The following is a 16273-nucleotide window of genomic DNA, read 5'->3' on the forward strand; positions in this document are numbered from 1 at the left end:
TTTTAAATTTAAAGGCAATTAGTGGCTCAAAAACTGGTCTTAATAGGGGCTTCAACAGGAGGCCCAGGTCATATAAAAAAACTATTAAAAGATATAAATTTAAATGGTGCGATGGTCGTCATCGCTCAGCATATGAATAAGATGTTTATAAACTCATTTGTCACGCAAATGGGCAGGGAGTGCAATATAAATGTTGAAATTCTAAGCGAAAAGACAAATTTAAGAGAAAATATCGTCTATATCTGTGATCAAAATTTTGAAATTTCAGCGACTTTGCCAGTTAGTGCAAAGCCACAACCTGAGATAAAAACGATATATACGCCAAATGTTGATGTGCTTTTTAACTCAGGCACGCAGATCGCTAAAAATGTAAATTTACTTGCGATCTTGCTAACTGGCATCGGTGATGATGGCGCAGCTGGGCTTGATAAGCTCTATAAAGCAGGTGCAAAATGCATAGCTGAAAACGAAGAGAGCGCGATAGTTTATGGCATGCCAAAGCGTGCTAAAGAGCTAAATCAAAATTTAAAATCGTTAAATTTAATGATGATAAGAAAAGAGCTTGAGGAGTTTTTAAATGCTTTTTAACAAAGTGGATAAACAAAGCGAAGTTTTAGAGGCAAAAGCACCAAGCGACATGGATGGATTTAACGAATTTATGAGCACTATAAAGACGCTTTGCGGGGTTGATCTGGAGCCAAAGAGAGACATCACTCTGCAAAGAGTTAGTATATTTGCCAAAAATCGCCAGATAAAAAGCTTTAAAGATCTAGTTTCGATGATAAGATTTGATACGCTGCTTAGGCAAGATCTTTTAAATTTAGTCACCGTGAATGAGACATATTTTTATAGAGAGCTAGCACAGCTAAAAGACGTGATCTACTACGCAAAAGAGCTTGGGGAGGCTAGAATTTTATGCGCGCCTTGCTCAACTGGCGATGAGACCTATTCGCTTGCTATGCTTGCTTATGAATTTGGCCTTAGACAAAGTGATATCCAGCTAACTGGCATCGACATAAACTCAGAAGCCATACAAGCTTGTAGTGTGGGAAGCTATGGCAAGAGGAGCTTACATAGGCTAAGCGAGTTTCAAAAGGAGAGATTTTTTACAAAAAAAGATGACAAATTTTTCATCAAAAAAGAAATTTTGCCAAGGTGTGAGTTTAAAATTTTAAATGTCTTTGACGATGCGATGTTTAATCTTGGTAAATTTGACATCGTCCTTTCAAGAAATATGATGATATATTTTGACGACGAATTTAGACTAAAATGCGTCGAGAGGCTGCATAGGATGCTTAAACCAGAGGGCAGGCTCTACGCAGGACACGCTGATCTTGTGCCATACACCCCACTTTATACAAAGCGTTTTTCAAACGGAGCTACATATTATGAGCGTGCTTAAGGGTTAAATTTAACCCAGGCCGCTTTGCCCTTAGCAAGTTTTTATCAATTTTTGGCTAAAATCCCTCAAGCTAAATTTAAGGATAAAAATGAAAGACAATCTACTTGAATTAACTCAAGATATCGCTTCAGTTGATATCGAAGATTCTATAAAAAATAGCTATCTTGACTACTCTATGAGCGTCATCGTTGGACGTGCTTTGCCTGACGCTAGAGACGGACTAAAGCCAGTTCATAGAAGAATTTTATACGCTATGGATAACCTAGGCGTTGGCAGCAGAAGTGCTTATATGAAGTCAGCTCGTATCGTCGGTGAAGTCATCGGTAAGTACCACCCACACGGCGACACAGCGGTTTATGACGCACTTGTTCGTATGGCTCAGAAATTTTCTATGCGTTATCCAGTCGTTGACGGACAAGGAAACTTTGGCTCTATTGATGGCGACAGCGCAGCTGCGATGCGTTATACCGAAGCTAGAATGACCATGCTTACTGAAGAGCTTTTAAAAGATATCGACAAAGACACGGTTGATTTTGTACCAAACTACGATGATAGAGAGGTCGAGCCAGATGTTTTGCCTAGCCGTGTGCCAAATTTATTATTAAATGGCTCAAGCGGTATCGCTGTCGGTATGGCGACAAATATCCCGCCACACAGCCTTGATGAGCTAATAGACGGTCTTTTGCTCCTTCTTGAAAACAAAGAAGCAACACTTGAAGAGGTGATGGAATTTATAAAAGGTCCAGACTTCCCGACAGGTGGTATCATCTTTGGTAAAAAGGGCATCATAGAGGCCTACCGCACAGGTCGTGGCAGGGTCAAACTAAGAGCCAAAACTCACATAGAAAAAAAGCCAAACAAAGATGTCATCGTTATCGACGAGCTGCCTTATCAAACAAACAAAGCAAGGCTTATCGAGCAGATCGCTGAGCTTGTAAAAGATAAGCAGATAGATGGCATTAGCGAGGTTAGAGATGAGTCTGACAAGGACGGCATTCGCGTAGTCATTGAGCTAAAACGCGACGCTATGAGCGACATCGTGCTAAATAACCTATTTAAATCAACCACGATGGAGAGTACTTTTGGCGTTATTATGCTTGCTATTAATAACAAAGAGCCAAAGGTATTTAACCTTATCGAGCTACTTAAGCTATTTTTAAATCACAGAAAAACAGTTATCATTAGAAGAACGATATTTGAGCTTGAAAAAGCGCGCGCAAGGGCCCACATCTTAGAGGGTCTAAAGATCGCACTTGATAATATCGACGAGGTGATCGAGCTTATTAGAAATAGTGCCGATACAGCCGTTGCTAGAGAAGGCTTGATGAGTAAATTTAACCTCTCAGAGCTTCAGGCAAACGCTATCCTTGATATGCGTCTAAGCAAGCTTACAGGCCTAGAGAGAGAAAAACTAGAGGCTGAGCTAGCCGAGCTTATGGCTGAGATCGCAAGACTTGATGAAATTTTAAAGAGCGAAACATTACTTGAAAATTTGATCAAAGAAGAGCTTTTAGAGATCAAAAATAAATTTAAAGTACCAAGAGTTACTGAGATCGTTGATGACTACGATGATATCGACATCGAAGACCTCATACCAAATGAAAATATGGTCGTAACCATAACTCACCGAGGCTACATCAAGCGTGTGCCAAGCAAGCAGTATGAGAAGCAAAAACGTGGCGGCAAGGGCAAAGTAGCGGTCACAACATACGATGATGACTTTATCGAGAGCTTCTTTACTTCAAATACTCACGATACACTTATGTTTGTGACTGACCGCGGACAGCTCTACTGGCTAAAAGTCTATAAGATCCCAGAGGGAAGCCGCACGGCAAAGGGCAAGGCGGTTGTAAATTTGATCCAGTTGCAGCCTGATGAGAAGATCAAAGCGATCATACCAACGACTGACTTTGACGAGAGCAAATCGCTAGCGTTTTTCACTAAAAACGGCATCGTAAAACGCACAAATTTAAGCGAGTTTAAAAACATCCGCTCAGTTGGCGTAAGAGCGATCAGTCTTGATGAGAACGACGAGCTAGTAACTGCACTCATCGCTCAAACATACGATGATATGCCAGTAACCGACCCTGAAAATGAGCTAAGCGTAGAGAGCGAAGTGCTTGAGATAGAAGAGATACAAAACGAGATCGATGAAGATAGTGCAAACGCCGAAGAGGACGCAAACTCAGGCGATGAGACAATGCTGTTTGTAGTTACCAAAAAGGGTATGTGTCTTAAATTTAAGATCAGCAAGGTTCGCCAAATGGGAAGAACTGCACGCGGCGTAACTGGTATCAAATTTAAAGAGCCAGGCGATGAGGTCGTAGGTGCTGCGGTCATCGAAAGCAATGACCAAGAAATTTTAAGCATATCTCAAAAAGGTATCGGCAAGCGCACAACCGCTGATGAGTACCGCTTGACAAACCGCGGTGGCAAAGGCGTCATCTGCATGAAGCTAACAAACAGAACAGGCGATCTTGTGGGCGTTGTGATGGTTGATGAGGAGCAAGACCTTATGGCTCTAACATCAAGCGGCAAGATGATAAGAGTTGATATGCAAAGCATCCGCAAAGCAGGACGTAACACAAGCGGCGTGATCGTCGTAAACGTCGATGGCGATGATGTTGTAAGTATCGCAAGCTGCCCTAAAGCTGAAGACGGCGAGGACGAGGACGAAGCACCAAGCGAAGATATGGGGCTTTTGGAATAAAATTTGCTGTTAAATTTTAAATAAAAGCATAAAAAAGGTTGTTTATGAAGGTTAAAATTTTATTTTTTGCTTTGATGGTTGCTATTTTTGGCGGTTGCTCATTTAATGGCTTTATGGGCGAGCCAACTAGCACATCAAACCGCAACGTAGTCATCCAAAAGGTCGATAAAGACGATCTTAGAGAGGTGATGAAAAAAGAGAAGATGATATATGATAGCGCTCCAAGAGAGACTACATTTAGAGCCACAGGTGAGGGTATAGCTCCGCTAAATTCGCTCTCATACGCTCAGTCTGTCACTCTTGCAAAAAGAGCGGCGATGGCTGATGCTTATTCGCAGCTTGCTGGCAAGCTTTACGGCGTAAAGATCAATGCTGAAGACACCGTAAGAGACGCGATGCTAAACGACTCATCTATCACTTCAAAGGTTCAAGGCCTTGTCAAAAACGCAAGGATCGTGAATGAAAATTTCAAAGATGGGCTTTATAAGGTAAATATGGAGCTTAAGATAGACGAAGATAAGTGGCGAGAAGTCTTTTCTTACTAACGACACTTTTAAATTTCGCCTTTTGCCTGGAGGAGTTTATCTTCTGGGCAAAGGTCGATACGACAAATCATATCATCGCTCATGAGGAAATTTCATTTTCAAAGGCGATGACCCTTTCACCAAATCCAAAACCAAAATTTCTTTGCCAGATAGACGCCTTTAAAGATGAAAACACCACAACTCTTAGCTTTTTAAATTTACACAAAGATGAGATATTTGACTGCTTTGCCTTAAAAAAAGTGATGATAAAAAATGAGCTTCATGTCAAAAATGCACAGATCTCAAACGCTTCAAATTTGAAAATTTTACCAGTTAGATTTATGGTGGAATTTAAGCCAAAATCCGCTATCATCGGCACACTTCAATAAAAAAGAGATCAAATGAATATCGTCATAGTAGAAGATGACATCAATATGCGAAAGTCGCTTGAGATCGCGCTTGGTGAGTATGATGAGCTAAACATCAAAAGCTATAAGAGCGCAGTTGAGGCCCTAAAAAAGCTAGGCGAGGACACTGATCTAATAATCACCGACATAAACATGCCAAAAATGGACGGGCTTGAGTTCATTAAAGAGCTAAACGGCAAATTTGACGTCATCATAATGACTGGCAATGCCACACTTAACAAGGCGATCGAGAGCGTTAGGCTTGGTGTAAAGGACTTTTTAACCAAGCCATTTGACGTCTCAACGCTTTATGAGGCGATAAAAAGGGTAGAGGCACTAAAGCAAAAAAACCCAAAAAGCATAAAAAAAGTTGAAAGCAAAAGCGAAAATAACGGCTTTTTAGCCACTTCAAAGGCGCTTGAAGCCACGCTAAATATCGCTCTAAAAGCTGCAAGAACGGATGCTTCTGTTATGCTTAGTGGCGAAAGCGGCGTTGGCAAGGAGGTCTTTGCTAAATTTATCCACGCAAACTCACTTAGAAAAGGTGCTGCATTTGTCGCTTTAAATATGGCAGCGATCCCTGAAAATTTGATAGAAAGTGAGCTTTTTGGCTTTGAAAAAGGCGCATTTACTGACGCAGCTACTACCAAAAAAGGGCAGTTTGAGCTGGCAAATGGCGGAACGCTATTTTTAGATGAGATCGGCGAGATGCCTATAAATTTACAGCCAAAGCTGCTTCGTGCGCTTCAAGAGCGCGAGATAACAAGGCTTGGCGCCACAAAGAGCGAAAAGATAGACGTTCGCATCATCTGCGCTACAAATGCAAATTTAGAGCTTGCGATGAAAGAGGGCAGGTTTAGAGAAGATCTTTTCTACCGCCTAAACACGATCCCGCTTTTTATCCCACCACTTCGCGAGCGAAAAGATGAAATTTTGCCTATCGCACAAGATGCTTTGGGGAAGTGTTGCAAAGAGTATGGCTTTGAGGTTAAAAATTTCTCAAAAGCAGCCAAAGAGGAGCTTTTGAGCTATGACTATCCAGGCAACATAAGAGAGCTCATCTCAGTCGTGCAGCGTGCGGCGATACTAAGCGAGGGCGATGAAATTTTGCCAAAAGATCTATTTTTGCAGGCGAGAAGTAAAAAATAGGTAAAAATTTAAGTTTTTGGCTAGTAAAATTATGCAAATTAAGAAAATTAAAAGAAACCAAGGAGAGCAGATGAGAAAATTTAACGTAGCAGTCGTTGGTGCGACAGGAGCGGTCGGCGAAGAGCTTTTTAGAGTTATGGAAGAGGTTGATTTTCCAGTTGGCGAGCTTTTGCCACTTGCAAGTGCCAAAAGTGCTGGCAGTGAGATAGAATTTAAAGGCAAAAACTATAAAGTAAAAGAGCTAACTGAGAAAGTTTTTAGCGAGCACGAGATCGATATCGCATTTTTTAGTGCAGGTGGCTCAGTTTCAGAGAAATTTGCTAAATTTGCAGCTGATAGCGGTGCAGTAGTCATCGATAACACCAGCCATTTTAGGATGGATAAAGATATCCCACTAGTCGTACCTGAGTGTAACCCAAGTGACATCGCCATGTGGAAAAACCGCGGCATCATCGCAAATCCAAACTGCTCAACCATCCAAATGGTGCAAATTTTAAAACCACTAAATGACGCTTTTGGTATCAACAGGGTCGATGTTTCTACCTACCAAGCAGCAAGCGGCGCTGGCAAAGAGGGCATGGAAGAGCTTGTCGTGCAGATGCAAAAGTTTTTTGAATTTAAACTTGATGAGTGCGAGCCAAAAGTCTTTGCGCACCGCCTAGCGCTAAACGTGATCCCACATATCGACGTCTTTTTGGATAACGATTACACAAAAGAAGAGATGAAAATGGTCAATGAAACGCAAAAAATACTTCACAAAGATATCGAAGTGAGCGCTACTTGCGTGCGTGTGCCAGTGCTTAGAAGCCACTCTGAGGCGATCACTATCCACTTTGACAAAGACGTGAGCGCAGATGCGGCAAGAAAGGTTTTAAGCAAAGCTCCAAGCGTCGTCGTGGTCGATAATCCAGCCCAAAAAGAGTATCCGATGCCTACTATCTCAAGCGATACAAACGAGACTTACGTTGGCAGGATCAGGGTAGATAACTTTAGATCAAATGTACTTCACCTTTGGTGTAGTGCCGATCAGATCCGCGTGGGAGCTGCGACAAATGCCGTCAGGATCGCACAAAAATGGATCGCGATGCAGGAGTAGTTTTAAATTTATTTTGGCTAGAAAGGATCAAGCTCTAGCCTAAATTTATCTCGCAAGTTCGTCTAGCAAGTCTTGCAAAGTAACGTTTTTTAGCTCGTTTTCTAGCGCAGTTTGTGCTCTTAAAAAGTGCCCGCTCAAAAGCTCCTCTATCCTGCCACCAAGCGGGCAGGCCTTTGGCGAGTCAGAGTGAATTTTAAAAAGTTTTTCTTTGTCGTTTACTGCGTTAAAAATTTCAAGTAAATTTATATCTTTTGGCTCTTTTGCAAGGCTTACTCCACCAACTCCAGCTGCGACATTTACGAGCCCTGCAGCCTTTAAGACGCCAAGTAGCTTTCTAACGATAACAGGATTTGTATTTATACTGCCAGCTATAAATTCGCTCGTAACCTTCTCGTCTTCAAAAAATTTAGCACACAAAAGCGCGTGTATCGCAGTTGAAAATTTAATGCCAACTTGCATAAGCTCCCTTAAATTCCATATTTAAACCTCTAAGTTTAGCAGGCATAAGTTTAAATTTGCCTGCTAAAACCAAACTCACGCCCTCTCGCCGACCGCGGTAAAACGCTTTTGGATAAATTTCTTGTTTTTTAGCTCGTCAATGATCGCAAGCGCTAGGTCTGCGTAGCTTATGTAGCTCTCATTTTTTGAGTTTAGTATGAGATCATCCCTGCCAAGCACGTATTTGCCCGTGCGAGCGCCATTTGCGTCGTAGTCGCCTGCTGGACTTACGTATGTCCAAAGCACATTTGTGCTACCTTTTAGCTCTAAATATGACTCCGCTGTCGCCTTTGCCACGCCCATATATGCTGCTGGGAAGTCTGGGGTGTCCATGACCATAGTGCCTTTGCTATCAACAAATAACGTGCCAGCGCCGCCAACTACGATGAGCCTTGTGCTAGTGCCTTCTAGTAAATTTACTAGGTGAGCGACCACTTTTTTGTGAGAAAAGAAGGTTTATAACGACCAAACGGCAAATGCGCTGATAACCGCGTCAAAGCCAGCTAAATCAGCCTTTGTAAGCTCGAAAATATCTTTATAAACGACCTTTACGCTTTCGTTTTTATACTCTTTGTTTCTAACAATCGCTGTGACGTCGTAACCTTGTTTTAGCGCCTCATTTACTAAATTTACGCCACTTTTTCCGTTTGCACCTAAGATTGCTATTTAAATTTTGCTTTTTAAATTTACAGCCAGCTTGGCTTTACGTCTTCAACTATCACGCCGTCAGTCATGGTGTATTGCTCTAGGCTACCGCGTTTTGTCTGGATGCAGATCATTTTGATGCCGTTTTTGCCAGCTTTAAAGCACCTCTTACCCTCTGGATCTATGCGCACCGCGTCGCCTTTGCTTACTTTTATCACTTCGCCGTCGATAAAGAGCTCACCATCGCCATCAGTGATGATGTAAAGCTCCTCGTTTTGCTTGTGCGCATGGACAAATGGCACGCTCACATTTGCTGGAAGTTCGTTTATAGATACCTCACAGCCAGTTAAATTTAAAGCCTCTTTTAGCTCAACTCTTGGCTCGTTTGTGATCTTTGCAACCTGATAATTTTTCATTTTGTTCTCCTTGTTTTTTGTTGTAATCTTTTTTCTTACAACTGATGAGCGAAGTATAATGATTTTTTGTTGTAATGTCAAGAGTTACAACTAAAAATTTCAAATTTTTATAAATTTGGGCTAGAATTCGCAAAAATTTTTAGGAATAAATTTGCAAAATAACGCCTTTAAAACGCTAAAGAGCATAGCTACCGAGCACAACAAAAAGCTCATTTTGACCTTTGCTTTGGTGCTAGCAGAGAACGGACTTTTTCTAGCTTATCCGATATTTGCGGGCTTTGCGATAAACACAATTATGCAAGGAAATACGTTAAATGCCCTCATTTACGCACTTTTTGTGCTCATAGCGTGGCTTGTAGGAGCCATTAGGCGCCGCGTGGATACGCAAGTTTTTGCAAATATCTACGCAAAGCTTGCTGTAAATGTTATCATGAATGAAAAACAAAATGCCAAAGACGACTCCGCTATCATCGCCAGAGTAGCGCTCTCGCGAGAGTTTGTAAATTTCTTTGAGACGCATTTTCCTATGTTTTTTACATCGGTCATTTCGATCATCGGCTCAGCGTCTATGCTCATCTTTGTCGAGCCAAAGGTTGCTGTGGCGTGCTTTGTAGTGATGATCGTTTTTCTTATATTTTTACCAAGATATATCAAGAAAAATGACGACCTTTATCTTCGCTTAAATGACCGCTTAGAAAAAGAGGCAAAGGTGATAGGTGTTTTTAATAAAAGCACGCTAAATAGGCACTATGATGTCGTTTCTAAATTTCGTATAGCGATCTCAAATAGGGAGGCGATGAGCTATTTTATCATCGGCATTAGCGCTTCGCTGCTTTTTTTGGTGGCGATAATAGTGCTAAGCTCGCAGCAGACAAATGCCGGCCACATCTACTCTGTGATGACCTATATATGGAATTTCGTCATCAGTCTTGACGACTCGCCAAAGCTCATCGAGGAATTTTCAAATTTAAAAGATATAGGCAAGAGGATCGACGCCAAAAAGAAGGACAATGATGCACAACAAGAGCGTTCTTAGAAATTCATTTTTTCTAATTTTCACGTTTATGATAGTTGAAGCCGTTTTTGGCTTTGTTTCAAACTCGCTTGCGCTTATTAGCGACGCATTTCACATGCTCTCAGACGCTGCGGCTCTCTTTTTGTCGCTGGTCGCTTTTAAGATCGCAGAAAAAAGGGCAAATTTACAAAAGACCTTTGGCTACAAAAGGGTCGAGATCATCGCTGCTTTCATAAATGCCATCGCTCTTATCGCGCTGGCTATCTTTGTCATAGTCGAAGCTATCATCAGGCTTTTTAACGAGCCAGAGATAGAGGCTGAAACGATGCTTTTTGTTAGTATTTTGGGGCTTGTGGTAAATTTAGTCGTGGCTATTTATATGCATAAAAGTGCTGATACAAAAGAAAATTTAAACATGAAAGGTGCTTATTTGCACGTGCTTGGCGACACGCTTGGCTCAGTTGGCGCTATCGTCGCAGCGCTTCTTGTGATGAAATTTAACTTCACGCAGGCCGATAGCATCGCAAGTATCTTTGTCTCGCTGCTTATCATAAAAAGTGGCGCTAGCTTGCTAAAAGATAGCTTCAATATCCTGATCGAAGCCGTGCCGCTTAAGCTTGATACGGATGAAATTTTAGGCGTTATAAAGGGCGTAGATGGCGTTAAAATCGTGCATGACCTGCATATCTGGGCGATAAATGCTGGCACAAATGCGCTCATAGCCCACGTGGTGGTGGATGATGCGTTAAGCGTGGCTGAAATTTCAAAGATGATAAAGCGCATCGAGCACGAGCTTTCTCACGTTGGCATCGGCCATGTCACGCTTCAGTTTGAGAGCGAGAGCCTTGGGCACAAAGATGATCTCATCTGCGAGCTAAATGATGAAGATGATCACTTTGGGCATCATCACTAAAATTTGAGTGAAATTTGACGCAAAAGGCTTAAATTTAATGTTTCGCATAAAAAATGAATATCTAATAGTCGTGGCTATCGGTTTGCTTGGTATTTTTATGGATATGGTTCCTCTTATCGCAGTAAATTTCGTAGTAGCCTTGATTTGCGCTCTATTTTGTATGAAAAAGGGCTATATATTCATTTTGTTGCTGGCGTTAAATTTTGCTCTGTATTTTAATGCCATAGATGCTCCGTTTGAACAGCCAGAGCTTTGGACTTATCACGTGCCAGTGCTGGCAACTGCGACATACGGGCTTAGTGCTTTAGTTTATGCTTCAGCTTTTCTCGCTTTTTTACCGCTTTTTGCTTATCTTTATTTTTTATATTCACTTTGCGTTGTGCTCTGCGCTTTGCGTAAAAGTTTAAGAGCTAAATTTGAGCTTTAAATTTAAGCCTTGCTAACCTAGCAAACTCATTTTTACTCAACTTTAACGATTTTTTTTATAAAATCGCCTAAAATTTAACTAGGGATTTCATGAAAAACATTAGAAACTTTAGCATCATAGCTCACATCGACCACGGCAAAAGCACGCTTGCTGATCGCCTCATTCAGGAGTGTGGCGCCGTAAGTGACCGTGAGATGAGCTCGCAGATAATGGACACGATGGACATCGAAAAAGAGCGTGGCATCACGATCAAAGCCCAGTCTGTCCGCCTAAACTACGCACTAAATGGGCAAAATTTTGTTCTAAATTTGATAGACACTCCAGGACACGTCGATTTTAGCTACGAGGTAAGCCGTAGCCTAGCTAGTTGCGAGGGCGCGCTGCTAGTCGTGGATGCTAGTCAGGGCGTAGAGGCGCAAACCATCGCAAACGTCTATATCGCGCTTGAAAATAACCTAGAGATCATCCCAGTCATCAACAAGATCGACCTACCAGCGGCTGACCCTGCTAGGGTAAAAGACGAGATCGAGCACATCATAGGACTTGACTGCTCAGGAGCGATCGAAGTAAGCGCAAAAACAGGCGTTGGCATAAAGGAGCTGCTTGAAGCGATCATCATGAGGATCCCTGCGCCAAATGGCGACGTAAGCAAGCCTACAAAGGCGCTAATCTACGATAGTTGGTTTGACAACTATCTTGGCGCGCTTGCTCTTGTGCGTGTTTATGATGGTAAAATTTCAAAAAATGATGAAATTTTGGTAATGGGCACGGGCAAAAAACACATCGTGCTTGACCTCATGTATCCAAATCCTATAGCTCCGATCAAGACCAAAACGCTTGGCGCTGGCGAGGTTGGCATCGTGGTTTTGGGGCTTAAAAACGTTAGCGACGTGCAAGTTGGTGATACGATAACACAGGCTAGAAATCCCCTAAAAGAGCCAGTTGGCGGCTTTGAGAGGGCTAAGCCGTTTGTTTTTGCGGGACTTTATCCAATAGAAACTGATAAATTTGAAGATCTGCGTGACGCGCTGGATAAGCTAAAGCTAAACGACAGCTCCATTAGCTATGAGCCAGAGACCTCGGTCGCACTTGGATTTGGTTTTAGGGTTGGTTTTTTGGGACTACTGCACATGGAGGTCGTCAAAGAGAGGTTGGAGCGTGAGTTTGACCTAGATCTCATCGCCACAGCACCGACTGTGACTTATGAAGTCATCCAAACTGATGGGCTAAATTTAAAAATCCAAAACCCAAGTCAGCTACCACCAGTCAATAAAATAGACTCGATCCTTGAGCCATACGTGAAAGCGACTATCATCACGCCAAGCGAGTTTTTGGGCAACATAATCACACTTTTAAACAACCGCCGCGGCATACAAACAAAGATGGACTACATCACGACTGACCGCGTTTTACTCGAGTATGACATACCGATGAATGAGATCGTGATGGACTTTTATGACAAGCTAAAGTCAAGCACCAAAGGCTACGCGAGCTTTGACTATGAACCAAGCGATTACCGCGTGGGCGATCTAGTAAAGCTTGATGTAAAAGTGGCCGGCGAGACGGTCGATGCACTCTCTATCATCGTGCCTGAGAGCAAGGCGCAGACAAAGGGCAGGGACTTCGTAAAAGCGATGAAAGAGATCGTGCCACGTCAGCTCTTTGAGGTGGCGATACAAGCTAGCATCGGCAACAAGATCATCGCTCGCGAAACCGTAAAATCAATGGGTAAAAACGTAACCGCTAAGTGCTACGGTGGCGATATCACTCGTAAGAGAAAGTTGCTTGAAAAGCAAAAAGAGGGTAAGAAGAGGATGAAGGCGATAGGTAAGGTAAATTTGCCGCAGGAGGCGTTTTTATCGGTCCTAAAAATAGACTAATGCGTTGTCTCGCTTTGTCATACTTCGTTGTGTCTAAAATTTACTCGGTCATTACCTGCCGTGGTAACTCCCGTCGTAAATTTTATCCACGTCTTGTCTGACTTTGCGATACGTCCGCAGCAGGGATCTTATTTTGGCAAATAGGTCTTTGATTAAAATTTAAATACTAAATTTACAAAAAGGAGTGCTATGCCATTTGTGAAAATTTGCGTAACAAAAGAGAATGATAGCCCAAGTGTGGAGCAAAAAGAGAAGATGATAAGCGGAGTTACAAAGCTAATAAGCGAAATTTTAGGTAGAAGCGCTCAAAATACTGTTGTCATTATCGATGAGATTGATACGAACAACTATGGCATTGCAGGTGAAAGCGTGAAAAATCTCCGCAAAAAACAAAAAGAGCAAAAGGAAGTGAAATGCTAAGAGCGACATTATTAGCAGTTTTTGCAGCCATCTTTCTAATTGGCTGCGTGGCAAAAGCTAGCCTTTGTCTATCGTGCGAGGGCATAGACGGCGTGCAAAGTGCAAGCATAAGTAGCGAAGATAAGACCTATTTTGAAGAGGTTATGAGGATCCCAGCTGACTGCAGCGCTTGCAGGGGCAGGGGCGATGGCGTCTTTATAAATGGCGTCAAGTATAGAAGCGACGTGGCGATAAATTGCTGCTTAGAAAAAAATATGATCGACATAAATGTTGGGCTAAAAAAGGTATATTTTCATAGGATCGTGGATGCTAGAAGCAGCGCAAGGTCGATTTATTACACAAGAGAAGATGGTAGCGGCGTAGTCTTTAACTCAAACCCACGCCTTGAAGTGCTCTTTTATATGTTTTTAAAACGTGAGCTAAATTCGCGTGGCATCGTGGTCGTGGATACGCAAACATCGCCTTATACATATAGGCTTGATTTTAGATTTGACGAGCTTAGAGGCACTTACTCTAGAAGCTCTGAAATTTTAAACGGACATCTATATGGCGAGCTTGTGCTTTCAGATATAAATTTTAAAAAACGAATTCCTATCTCGACTAGACACCACGTGGAGGAGCTTGAGGCGTCAAAAAGCGGTCAGTTTGACTTCTTTATCGCGCTTTTAGTTAAGCAAGCTGCCATAAAAGTGGCTGATGAGATCACTAAACTTTGAAAGGAAAAATATGAGTAAATTTAAATTTCTAGCTATCTTTGGACTTTTTGTCCTATTTTTGAGCGGTTGCGCGCCTACTCAGACAGTAGTTGCATTTGATCCCTACAAAACTGCTGCAAGTCAGCAAGCTAACGGCCTTGAAGTATATATAAGCGCGGTGCATGATAATCGCAAAAACAAAAGCACTATCGCAACTATAACCGATGGCAGAGGTACTGTAAAAGAGTATGTCGTGCTTCAAAACGATCTCGCGACCTATTTTGGCGATTCTCTTAAAAAAGAGCTCATAGCTCATGGCGCAAATGTAAATGGCATGGGTGGCGTTGTGGTTGAAGTTTTCATAAACGAATTTGAAGCAAATATGAGCGGATATAACAGCGACAACACAAGAGGCAAGATAAAGATCACGCTTAAGATACAAAAAGGCGATCAAAGCATCATCAAAAATATCTCAAACAATCAAACCAAATTTGAGCTAGTTCGCACTGGCGGAGCATTTAAGCCATTCTTAACAGACATCATCAACGACGCCGTTAAACGCTCTGCGATCGCTATCTTAAATAGCTGATGTTTTGTGCGTTTTGCAAGAGCTTTACGCTAAAGACATTTTGTAAAACCTGCTCGCAAATTTTAAGCGAGCCAAGCCCTTTGGTAAGAGAGCTAGAGGGCTTTAAAATTTATAGCTTCTATGGCTACTCTGAGATCAAAGAGCTCATTCATTCAAAGCACCAAATGCACGGACTTTTTATCTATAAAAATTTAGCCAAATTTGCATTTAAGAAATTTGCTGAAAATTTTAACTTTCCAGAGCAAATTTACGCCTTGCCGATAGACGATAGAGTGCATCATGGCTACTCGCACACGGCTATTTTGGCAAATGAGCTTCGTGCCAAAAACCTTAAACCCATCTTTCACGCCCTGCATGCGACAAGCAGTGTCAGCTACAGCGGCAAGGATCTTAAATTTAGACAAAACAATCCAAGAAATTTTAAAATTTTAAAAAATATCACTGCGCCAGTTATCTTAGTCGATGACATCGTAACCACTGGTACAACGATACTAGAAGCTAGAGATACACTTCAAAAAGCAGGCGTTGATGTGCTTTTTGCGCTTGTTTTAACAGATGCTAGAAACTAAGCTTTATATGAAATTTAGCTTGAAATTTCACACCTAAAAATTGTAAATAGCTATTAATCATAAAAAAAATTTGCCGATATAAACATAAAATTTACACAAAAGGATTTTGTTTATGAAAAAAGCAGCAAACAAGATAGCACTCATCATCGTAGTGCTTTTAGTTGTCTCACTTGGTGTATTTTCAACGGTGAATTACACAAATACCAAGGAGAGGATTTATGATCTAGCAAAGGAGTCTAAGACTTCAGCTTCAAAAGTTTTGCAGTTTTATATGAATGCATTTTTTGAAGATAAGCTTGCAGCCGTTCAAAATTTTGCTAGTTACATCGAGGCGCATCCACAAATTTTGGATGACAAAGAGGCTTTAGAAAAAGTGCTAATGGATGCAGCGCAGGTTACTGATTTTTCTGAATTTTACTTTGGTTATGCGGCTGATGGTGCTGTTTATAACGCTGTGCTTGATGGCAAAGATCGTAAATTTATGGTTTTTGATCAGAGAAAAAACTATGATGCAAGGGTTAAGGGCTGGTACAAGGACGCTGTTGCAAAAGAGGGCATCATCTTTTCAGCTCCATACACAAGCTCAGCTGGTGGCTTAAATTTAACTATTGCTAAAAAGATAGTCGTTGGTGGTAAGGTTGTTGGTGTCTTTGGCGTGGATATGGGAATAGATAAGCTTGATAATGAGCTTAATAAGATAAAACCAACTCCAAGTAGTGCAATAGCTTTATTGGATCTAGAGCATAAAAAAATAATTCATTTCGTTCATAAGGATCTTATTTTATCTGATGCTAGTGAAGCTATGAAGATCCTTGATGACTACTCAAACGAGTATAAGAAAAATGGCGATAAAACATTTACTTACAATCTTAGAGGCACAGAGAGACTTCTTGCTTGTGAGTCTTATGATAAAGCCAA

The 16273-nt window shown here is 41.6% G+C and carries 20 protein-coding genes; 16 read left to right on the plus strand and 4 right to left on the minus strand.

From position 1 onward, the window contains the following. Positions 1 to 21: 21 nt before the first annotated feature. The 7 genes from CYP26_RS00530 (at position 22) to CYP26_RS00560 (ending at position 7288) form a co-directional block, all read left to right on the plus strand. Positions 22 to 588 (plus strand): CheB methylesterase domain-containing protein, encoded by a 567-nt coding sequence (locus CYP26_RS00530; RefSeq protein ID WP_021092891.1) that lies wholly within the window; start codon positions 22 to 24, stop codon positions 586 to 588. Further along, positions 578 to 1402 carry a CheR family methyltransferase gene (locus CYP26_RS00535; protein ID WP_103629976.1) on the plus strand — a complete coding sequence of 275 codons (825 nt, stop codon included), beginning with the start codon at positions 578 to 580 and terminating at the stop codon, positions 1400 to 1402. Before CYP26_RS00530 ends, CYP26_RS00535 begins: the two co-directional genes overlap by 11 nt. An 88-nt stretch (positions 1403 to 1490) precedes the next feature. Next, positions 1491 to 4112 (plus strand): DNA gyrase subunit A, encoded by a 2622-nt coding sequence (gene gyrA / locus CYP26_RS00540; RefSeq protein ID WP_103629977.1) that lies wholly within the window; start codon positions 1491 to 1493, stop codon positions 4110 to 4112. Between the two features lie 44 nt (positions 4113 to 4156). Beyond that, a complete protein-coding gene (locus CYP26_RS00545) occupies positions 4157 to 4657 on the plus strand; it encodes an LPP20 family lipoprotein (RefSeq protein WP_103629978.1) in 501 nt (166 codons plus the stop codon). Further along, positions 4633 to 5025 (plus strand): hypothetical protein, encoded by a 393-nt coding sequence (locus tag CYP26_RS00550; RefSeq protein WP_103629979.1) that lies wholly within the window; start codon positions 4633 to 4635, stop codon positions 5023 to 5025. The genes CYP26_RS00545 and CYP26_RS00550 overlap by 25 nt, the downstream gene beginning before the upstream one ends. 12 nt (positions 5026 to 5037) lie before the next feature. Then, positions 5038 to 6192, plus strand: a complete 1155-nt coding sequence (locus CYP26_RS00555) for a sigma-54-dependent transcriptional regulator (protein WP_103629980.1) — start codon at positions 5038 to 5040, stop codon at positions 6190 to 6192. A gap of 70 nt (positions 6193 to 6262) precedes the next feature. Then, positions 6263 to 7288 (plus strand): aspartate-semialdehyde dehydrogenase, encoded by a 1026-nt coding sequence (locus tag CYP26_RS00560; RefSeq protein ID WP_103629981.1) that lies wholly within the window; start codon positions 6263 to 6265, stop codon positions 7286 to 7288. Positions 7289 to 7333: 45 nt separating this feature from the next. On the opposite strand, the gene CYP26_RS00565 is transcribed toward CYP26_RS00560, so the two are convergent. The 4 genes from CYP26_RS00565 to CYP26_RS00575 form a co-directional block, all read right to left on the minus strand. Then, positions 7334 to 7747: an Rrf2 family transcriptional regulator gene (locus tag CYP26_RS00565; RefSeq protein WP_103629982.1), complete on the minus strand. Its 414-nt coding sequence runs from the start codon at positions 7745 to 7747 to the stop codon at positions 7334 to 7336. 75 nt (positions 7748 to 7822) lie between these two features. Beyond that, positions 7823 to 8221, minus strand: coding sequence for an NAD(P)H-binding protein (locus CYP26_RS10580; protein ID WP_103620167.1), 399 nt, complete (start codon positions 8219 to 8221; stop codon positions 7823 to 7825). A gap of 21 nt (positions 8222 to 8242) precedes the next feature. After that, a complete protein-coding gene (locus CYP26_RS10585; RefSeq protein ID WP_103620243.1) occupies positions 8243 to 8452 on the minus strand; it encodes an NAD(P)H-binding protein in 210 nt (69 codons plus the stop codon). Between the two features lie 20 nt (positions 8453 to 8472). Continuing rightward, the gene (locus CYP26_RS00575; RefSeq protein ID WP_103629983.1) at positions 8473 to 8847 is read right to left on the minus strand and encodes a cupin domain-containing protein; all 375 of its coding nucleotides are present in this window, start codon (positions 8845 to 8847) and stop codon (positions 8473 to 8475) included. 151 nt (positions 8848 to 8998) lie between these two features. Between CYP26_RS00575 and CYP26_RS00580 the strand changes: the two genes are divergently transcribed. The 9 genes from CYP26_RS00580 to CYP26_RS00620 all read left to right on the plus strand — a co-directional run. Further along, positions 8999 to 9883, plus strand: a complete 885-nt coding sequence (locus CYP26_RS00580; protein ID WP_103629984.1) for an ABC transporter six-transmembrane domain-containing protein — start codon at positions 8999 to 9001, stop codon at positions 9881 to 9883. Further along, positions 9861 to 10775, plus strand: a complete 915-nt coding sequence (locus CYP26_RS00585) for a cation diffusion facilitator family transporter (protein WP_103629985.1) — start codon at positions 9861 to 9863, stop codon at positions 10773 to 10775. The genes CYP26_RS00580 and CYP26_RS00585 overlap by 23 nt, the downstream gene beginning before the upstream one ends. Before the next feature lie 37 nt (positions 10776 to 10812). Beyond that, positions 10813 to 11202 (plus strand): transporter, encoded by a 390-nt coding sequence (locus CYP26_RS00590; RefSeq protein WP_103629986.1) that lies wholly within the window; start codon positions 10813 to 10815, stop codon positions 11200 to 11202. Between the two features lie 89 nt (positions 11203 to 11291). Then, positions 11292 to 13082, plus strand: a complete 1791-nt coding sequence (gene lepA / locus CYP26_RS00595) for a translation elongation factor 4 (protein WP_103629987.1) — start codon at positions 11292 to 11294, stop codon at positions 13080 to 13082. Between the two features lie 189 nt (positions 13083 to 13271). Then, positions 13272 to 13502, plus strand: a complete 231-nt coding sequence (locus tag CYP26_RS00600) for a 2-hydroxymuconate tautomerase family protein (protein ID WP_103566346.1) — start codon at positions 13272 to 13274, stop codon at positions 13500 to 13502. Further along, positions 13496 to 14218, plus strand: a complete 723-nt coding sequence (locus CYP26_RS00605) for a hypothetical protein (protein ID WP_103629988.1) — start codon at positions 13496 to 13498, stop codon at positions 14216 to 14218. The genes CYP26_RS00600 and CYP26_RS00605 overlap by 7 nt, the downstream gene beginning before the upstream one ends. A gap of 10 nt (positions 14219 to 14228) precedes the next feature. Continuing rightward, on the plus strand, positions 14229 to 14786 hold the full coding sequence (locus CYP26_RS00610) for a YajG family lipoprotein (protein WP_103629989.1): 558 nt from the start codon (positions 14229 to 14231) through the stop codon (positions 14784 to 14786). Then, complete coding sequence (locus tag CYP26_RS00615; protein ID WP_103629990.1) at positions 14786 to 15355, plus strand: ComF family protein; 570 nt, start codon at positions 14786 to 14788, stop codon at positions 15353 to 15355. The genes CYP26_RS00610 and CYP26_RS00615 overlap by 1 nt, the downstream gene beginning before the upstream one ends. Before the next feature lie 112 nt (positions 15356 to 15467). Next, positions 15468 to 16273 (plus strand): cache domain-containing protein (locus CYP26_RS00620; RefSeq protein WP_181000828.1); only part of this gene is annotated, 806 nt, incomplete at its 3' end.

It is taken from the genome of Campylobacter concisus, from assembly GCF_002913225.1.
Classification (GTDB): Bacteria; Campylobacterota; Campylobacteria; order Campylobacterales; family Campylobacteraceae; genus Campylobacter_A; species Campylobacter_A concisus_J.

Bases quoted from the DNA above. Each gene is read 5' to 3' on its own strand.
- CYP26_RS00565 (WP_103629982.1), bottom strand. From the start codon at position 7,747: ATGCAAGTTGGCATTAAATTTTCAACTGCGATACACGCGCTTTTGTGT.
- lepA (WP_103629987.1), top strand. From the start codon at position 11,292: ATGAAAAACATTAGAAACTTTAGCATCATAGCTCACATCGACCACGGC.
- CYP26_RS00545 (WP_103629978.1), top strand. From the start codon at position 4,157: ATGAAGGTTAAAATTTTATTTTTTGCTTTGATGGTTGCTATTTTTGGC.
- CYP26_RS00610 (WP_103629989.1), top strand. From the start codon at position 14,229: ATGAGTAAATTTAAATTTCTAGCTATCTTTGGACTTTTTGTCCTATTT.
- gyrA (WP_103629977.1), top strand. From the start codon at position 1,491: ATGAAAGACAATCTACTTGAATTAACTCAAGATATCGCTTCAGTTGAT.
- CYP26_RS00575 (WP_103629983.1), bottom strand. From the start codon at position 8,847: ATGAAAAATTATCAGGTTGCAAAGATCACAAACGAGCCAAGAGTTGAG.
- CYP26_RS00590 (WP_103629986.1), top strand. From the start codon at position 10,813: ATGTTTCGCATAAAAAATGAATATCTAATAGTCGTGGCTATCGGTTTG.
- CYP26_RS00600 (WP_103566346.1), top strand. From the start codon at position 13,272: ATGCCATTTGTGAAAATTTGCGTAACAAAAGAGAATGATAGCCCAAGT.
- CYP26_RS00535 (WP_103629976.1), top strand. From the start codon at position 578: ATGCTTTTTAACAAAGTGGATAAACAAAGCGAAGTTTTAGAGGCAAAA.
- CYP26_RS00585 (WP_103629985.1), top strand. From the start codon at position 9,861: ATGCACAACAAGAGCGTTCTTAGAAATTCATTTTTTCTAATTTTCACG.
- CYP26_RS00605 (WP_103629988.1), top strand. From the start codon at position 13,496: ATGCTAAGAGCGACATTATTAGCAGTTTTTGCAGCCATCTTTCTAATT.
- CYP26_RS00560 (WP_103629981.1), top strand. From the start codon at position 6,263: ATGAGAAAATTTAACGTAGCAGTCGTTGGTGCGACAGGAGCGGTCGGC.
- CYP26_RS00555 (WP_103629980.1), top strand. From the start codon at position 5,038: ATGAATATCGTCATAGTAGAAGATGACATCAATATGCGAAAGTCGCTT.
- CYP26_RS00615 (WP_103629990.1), top strand. From the start codon at position 14,786: ATGTTTTGTGCGTTTTGCAAGAGCTTTACGCTAAAGACATTTTGTAAA.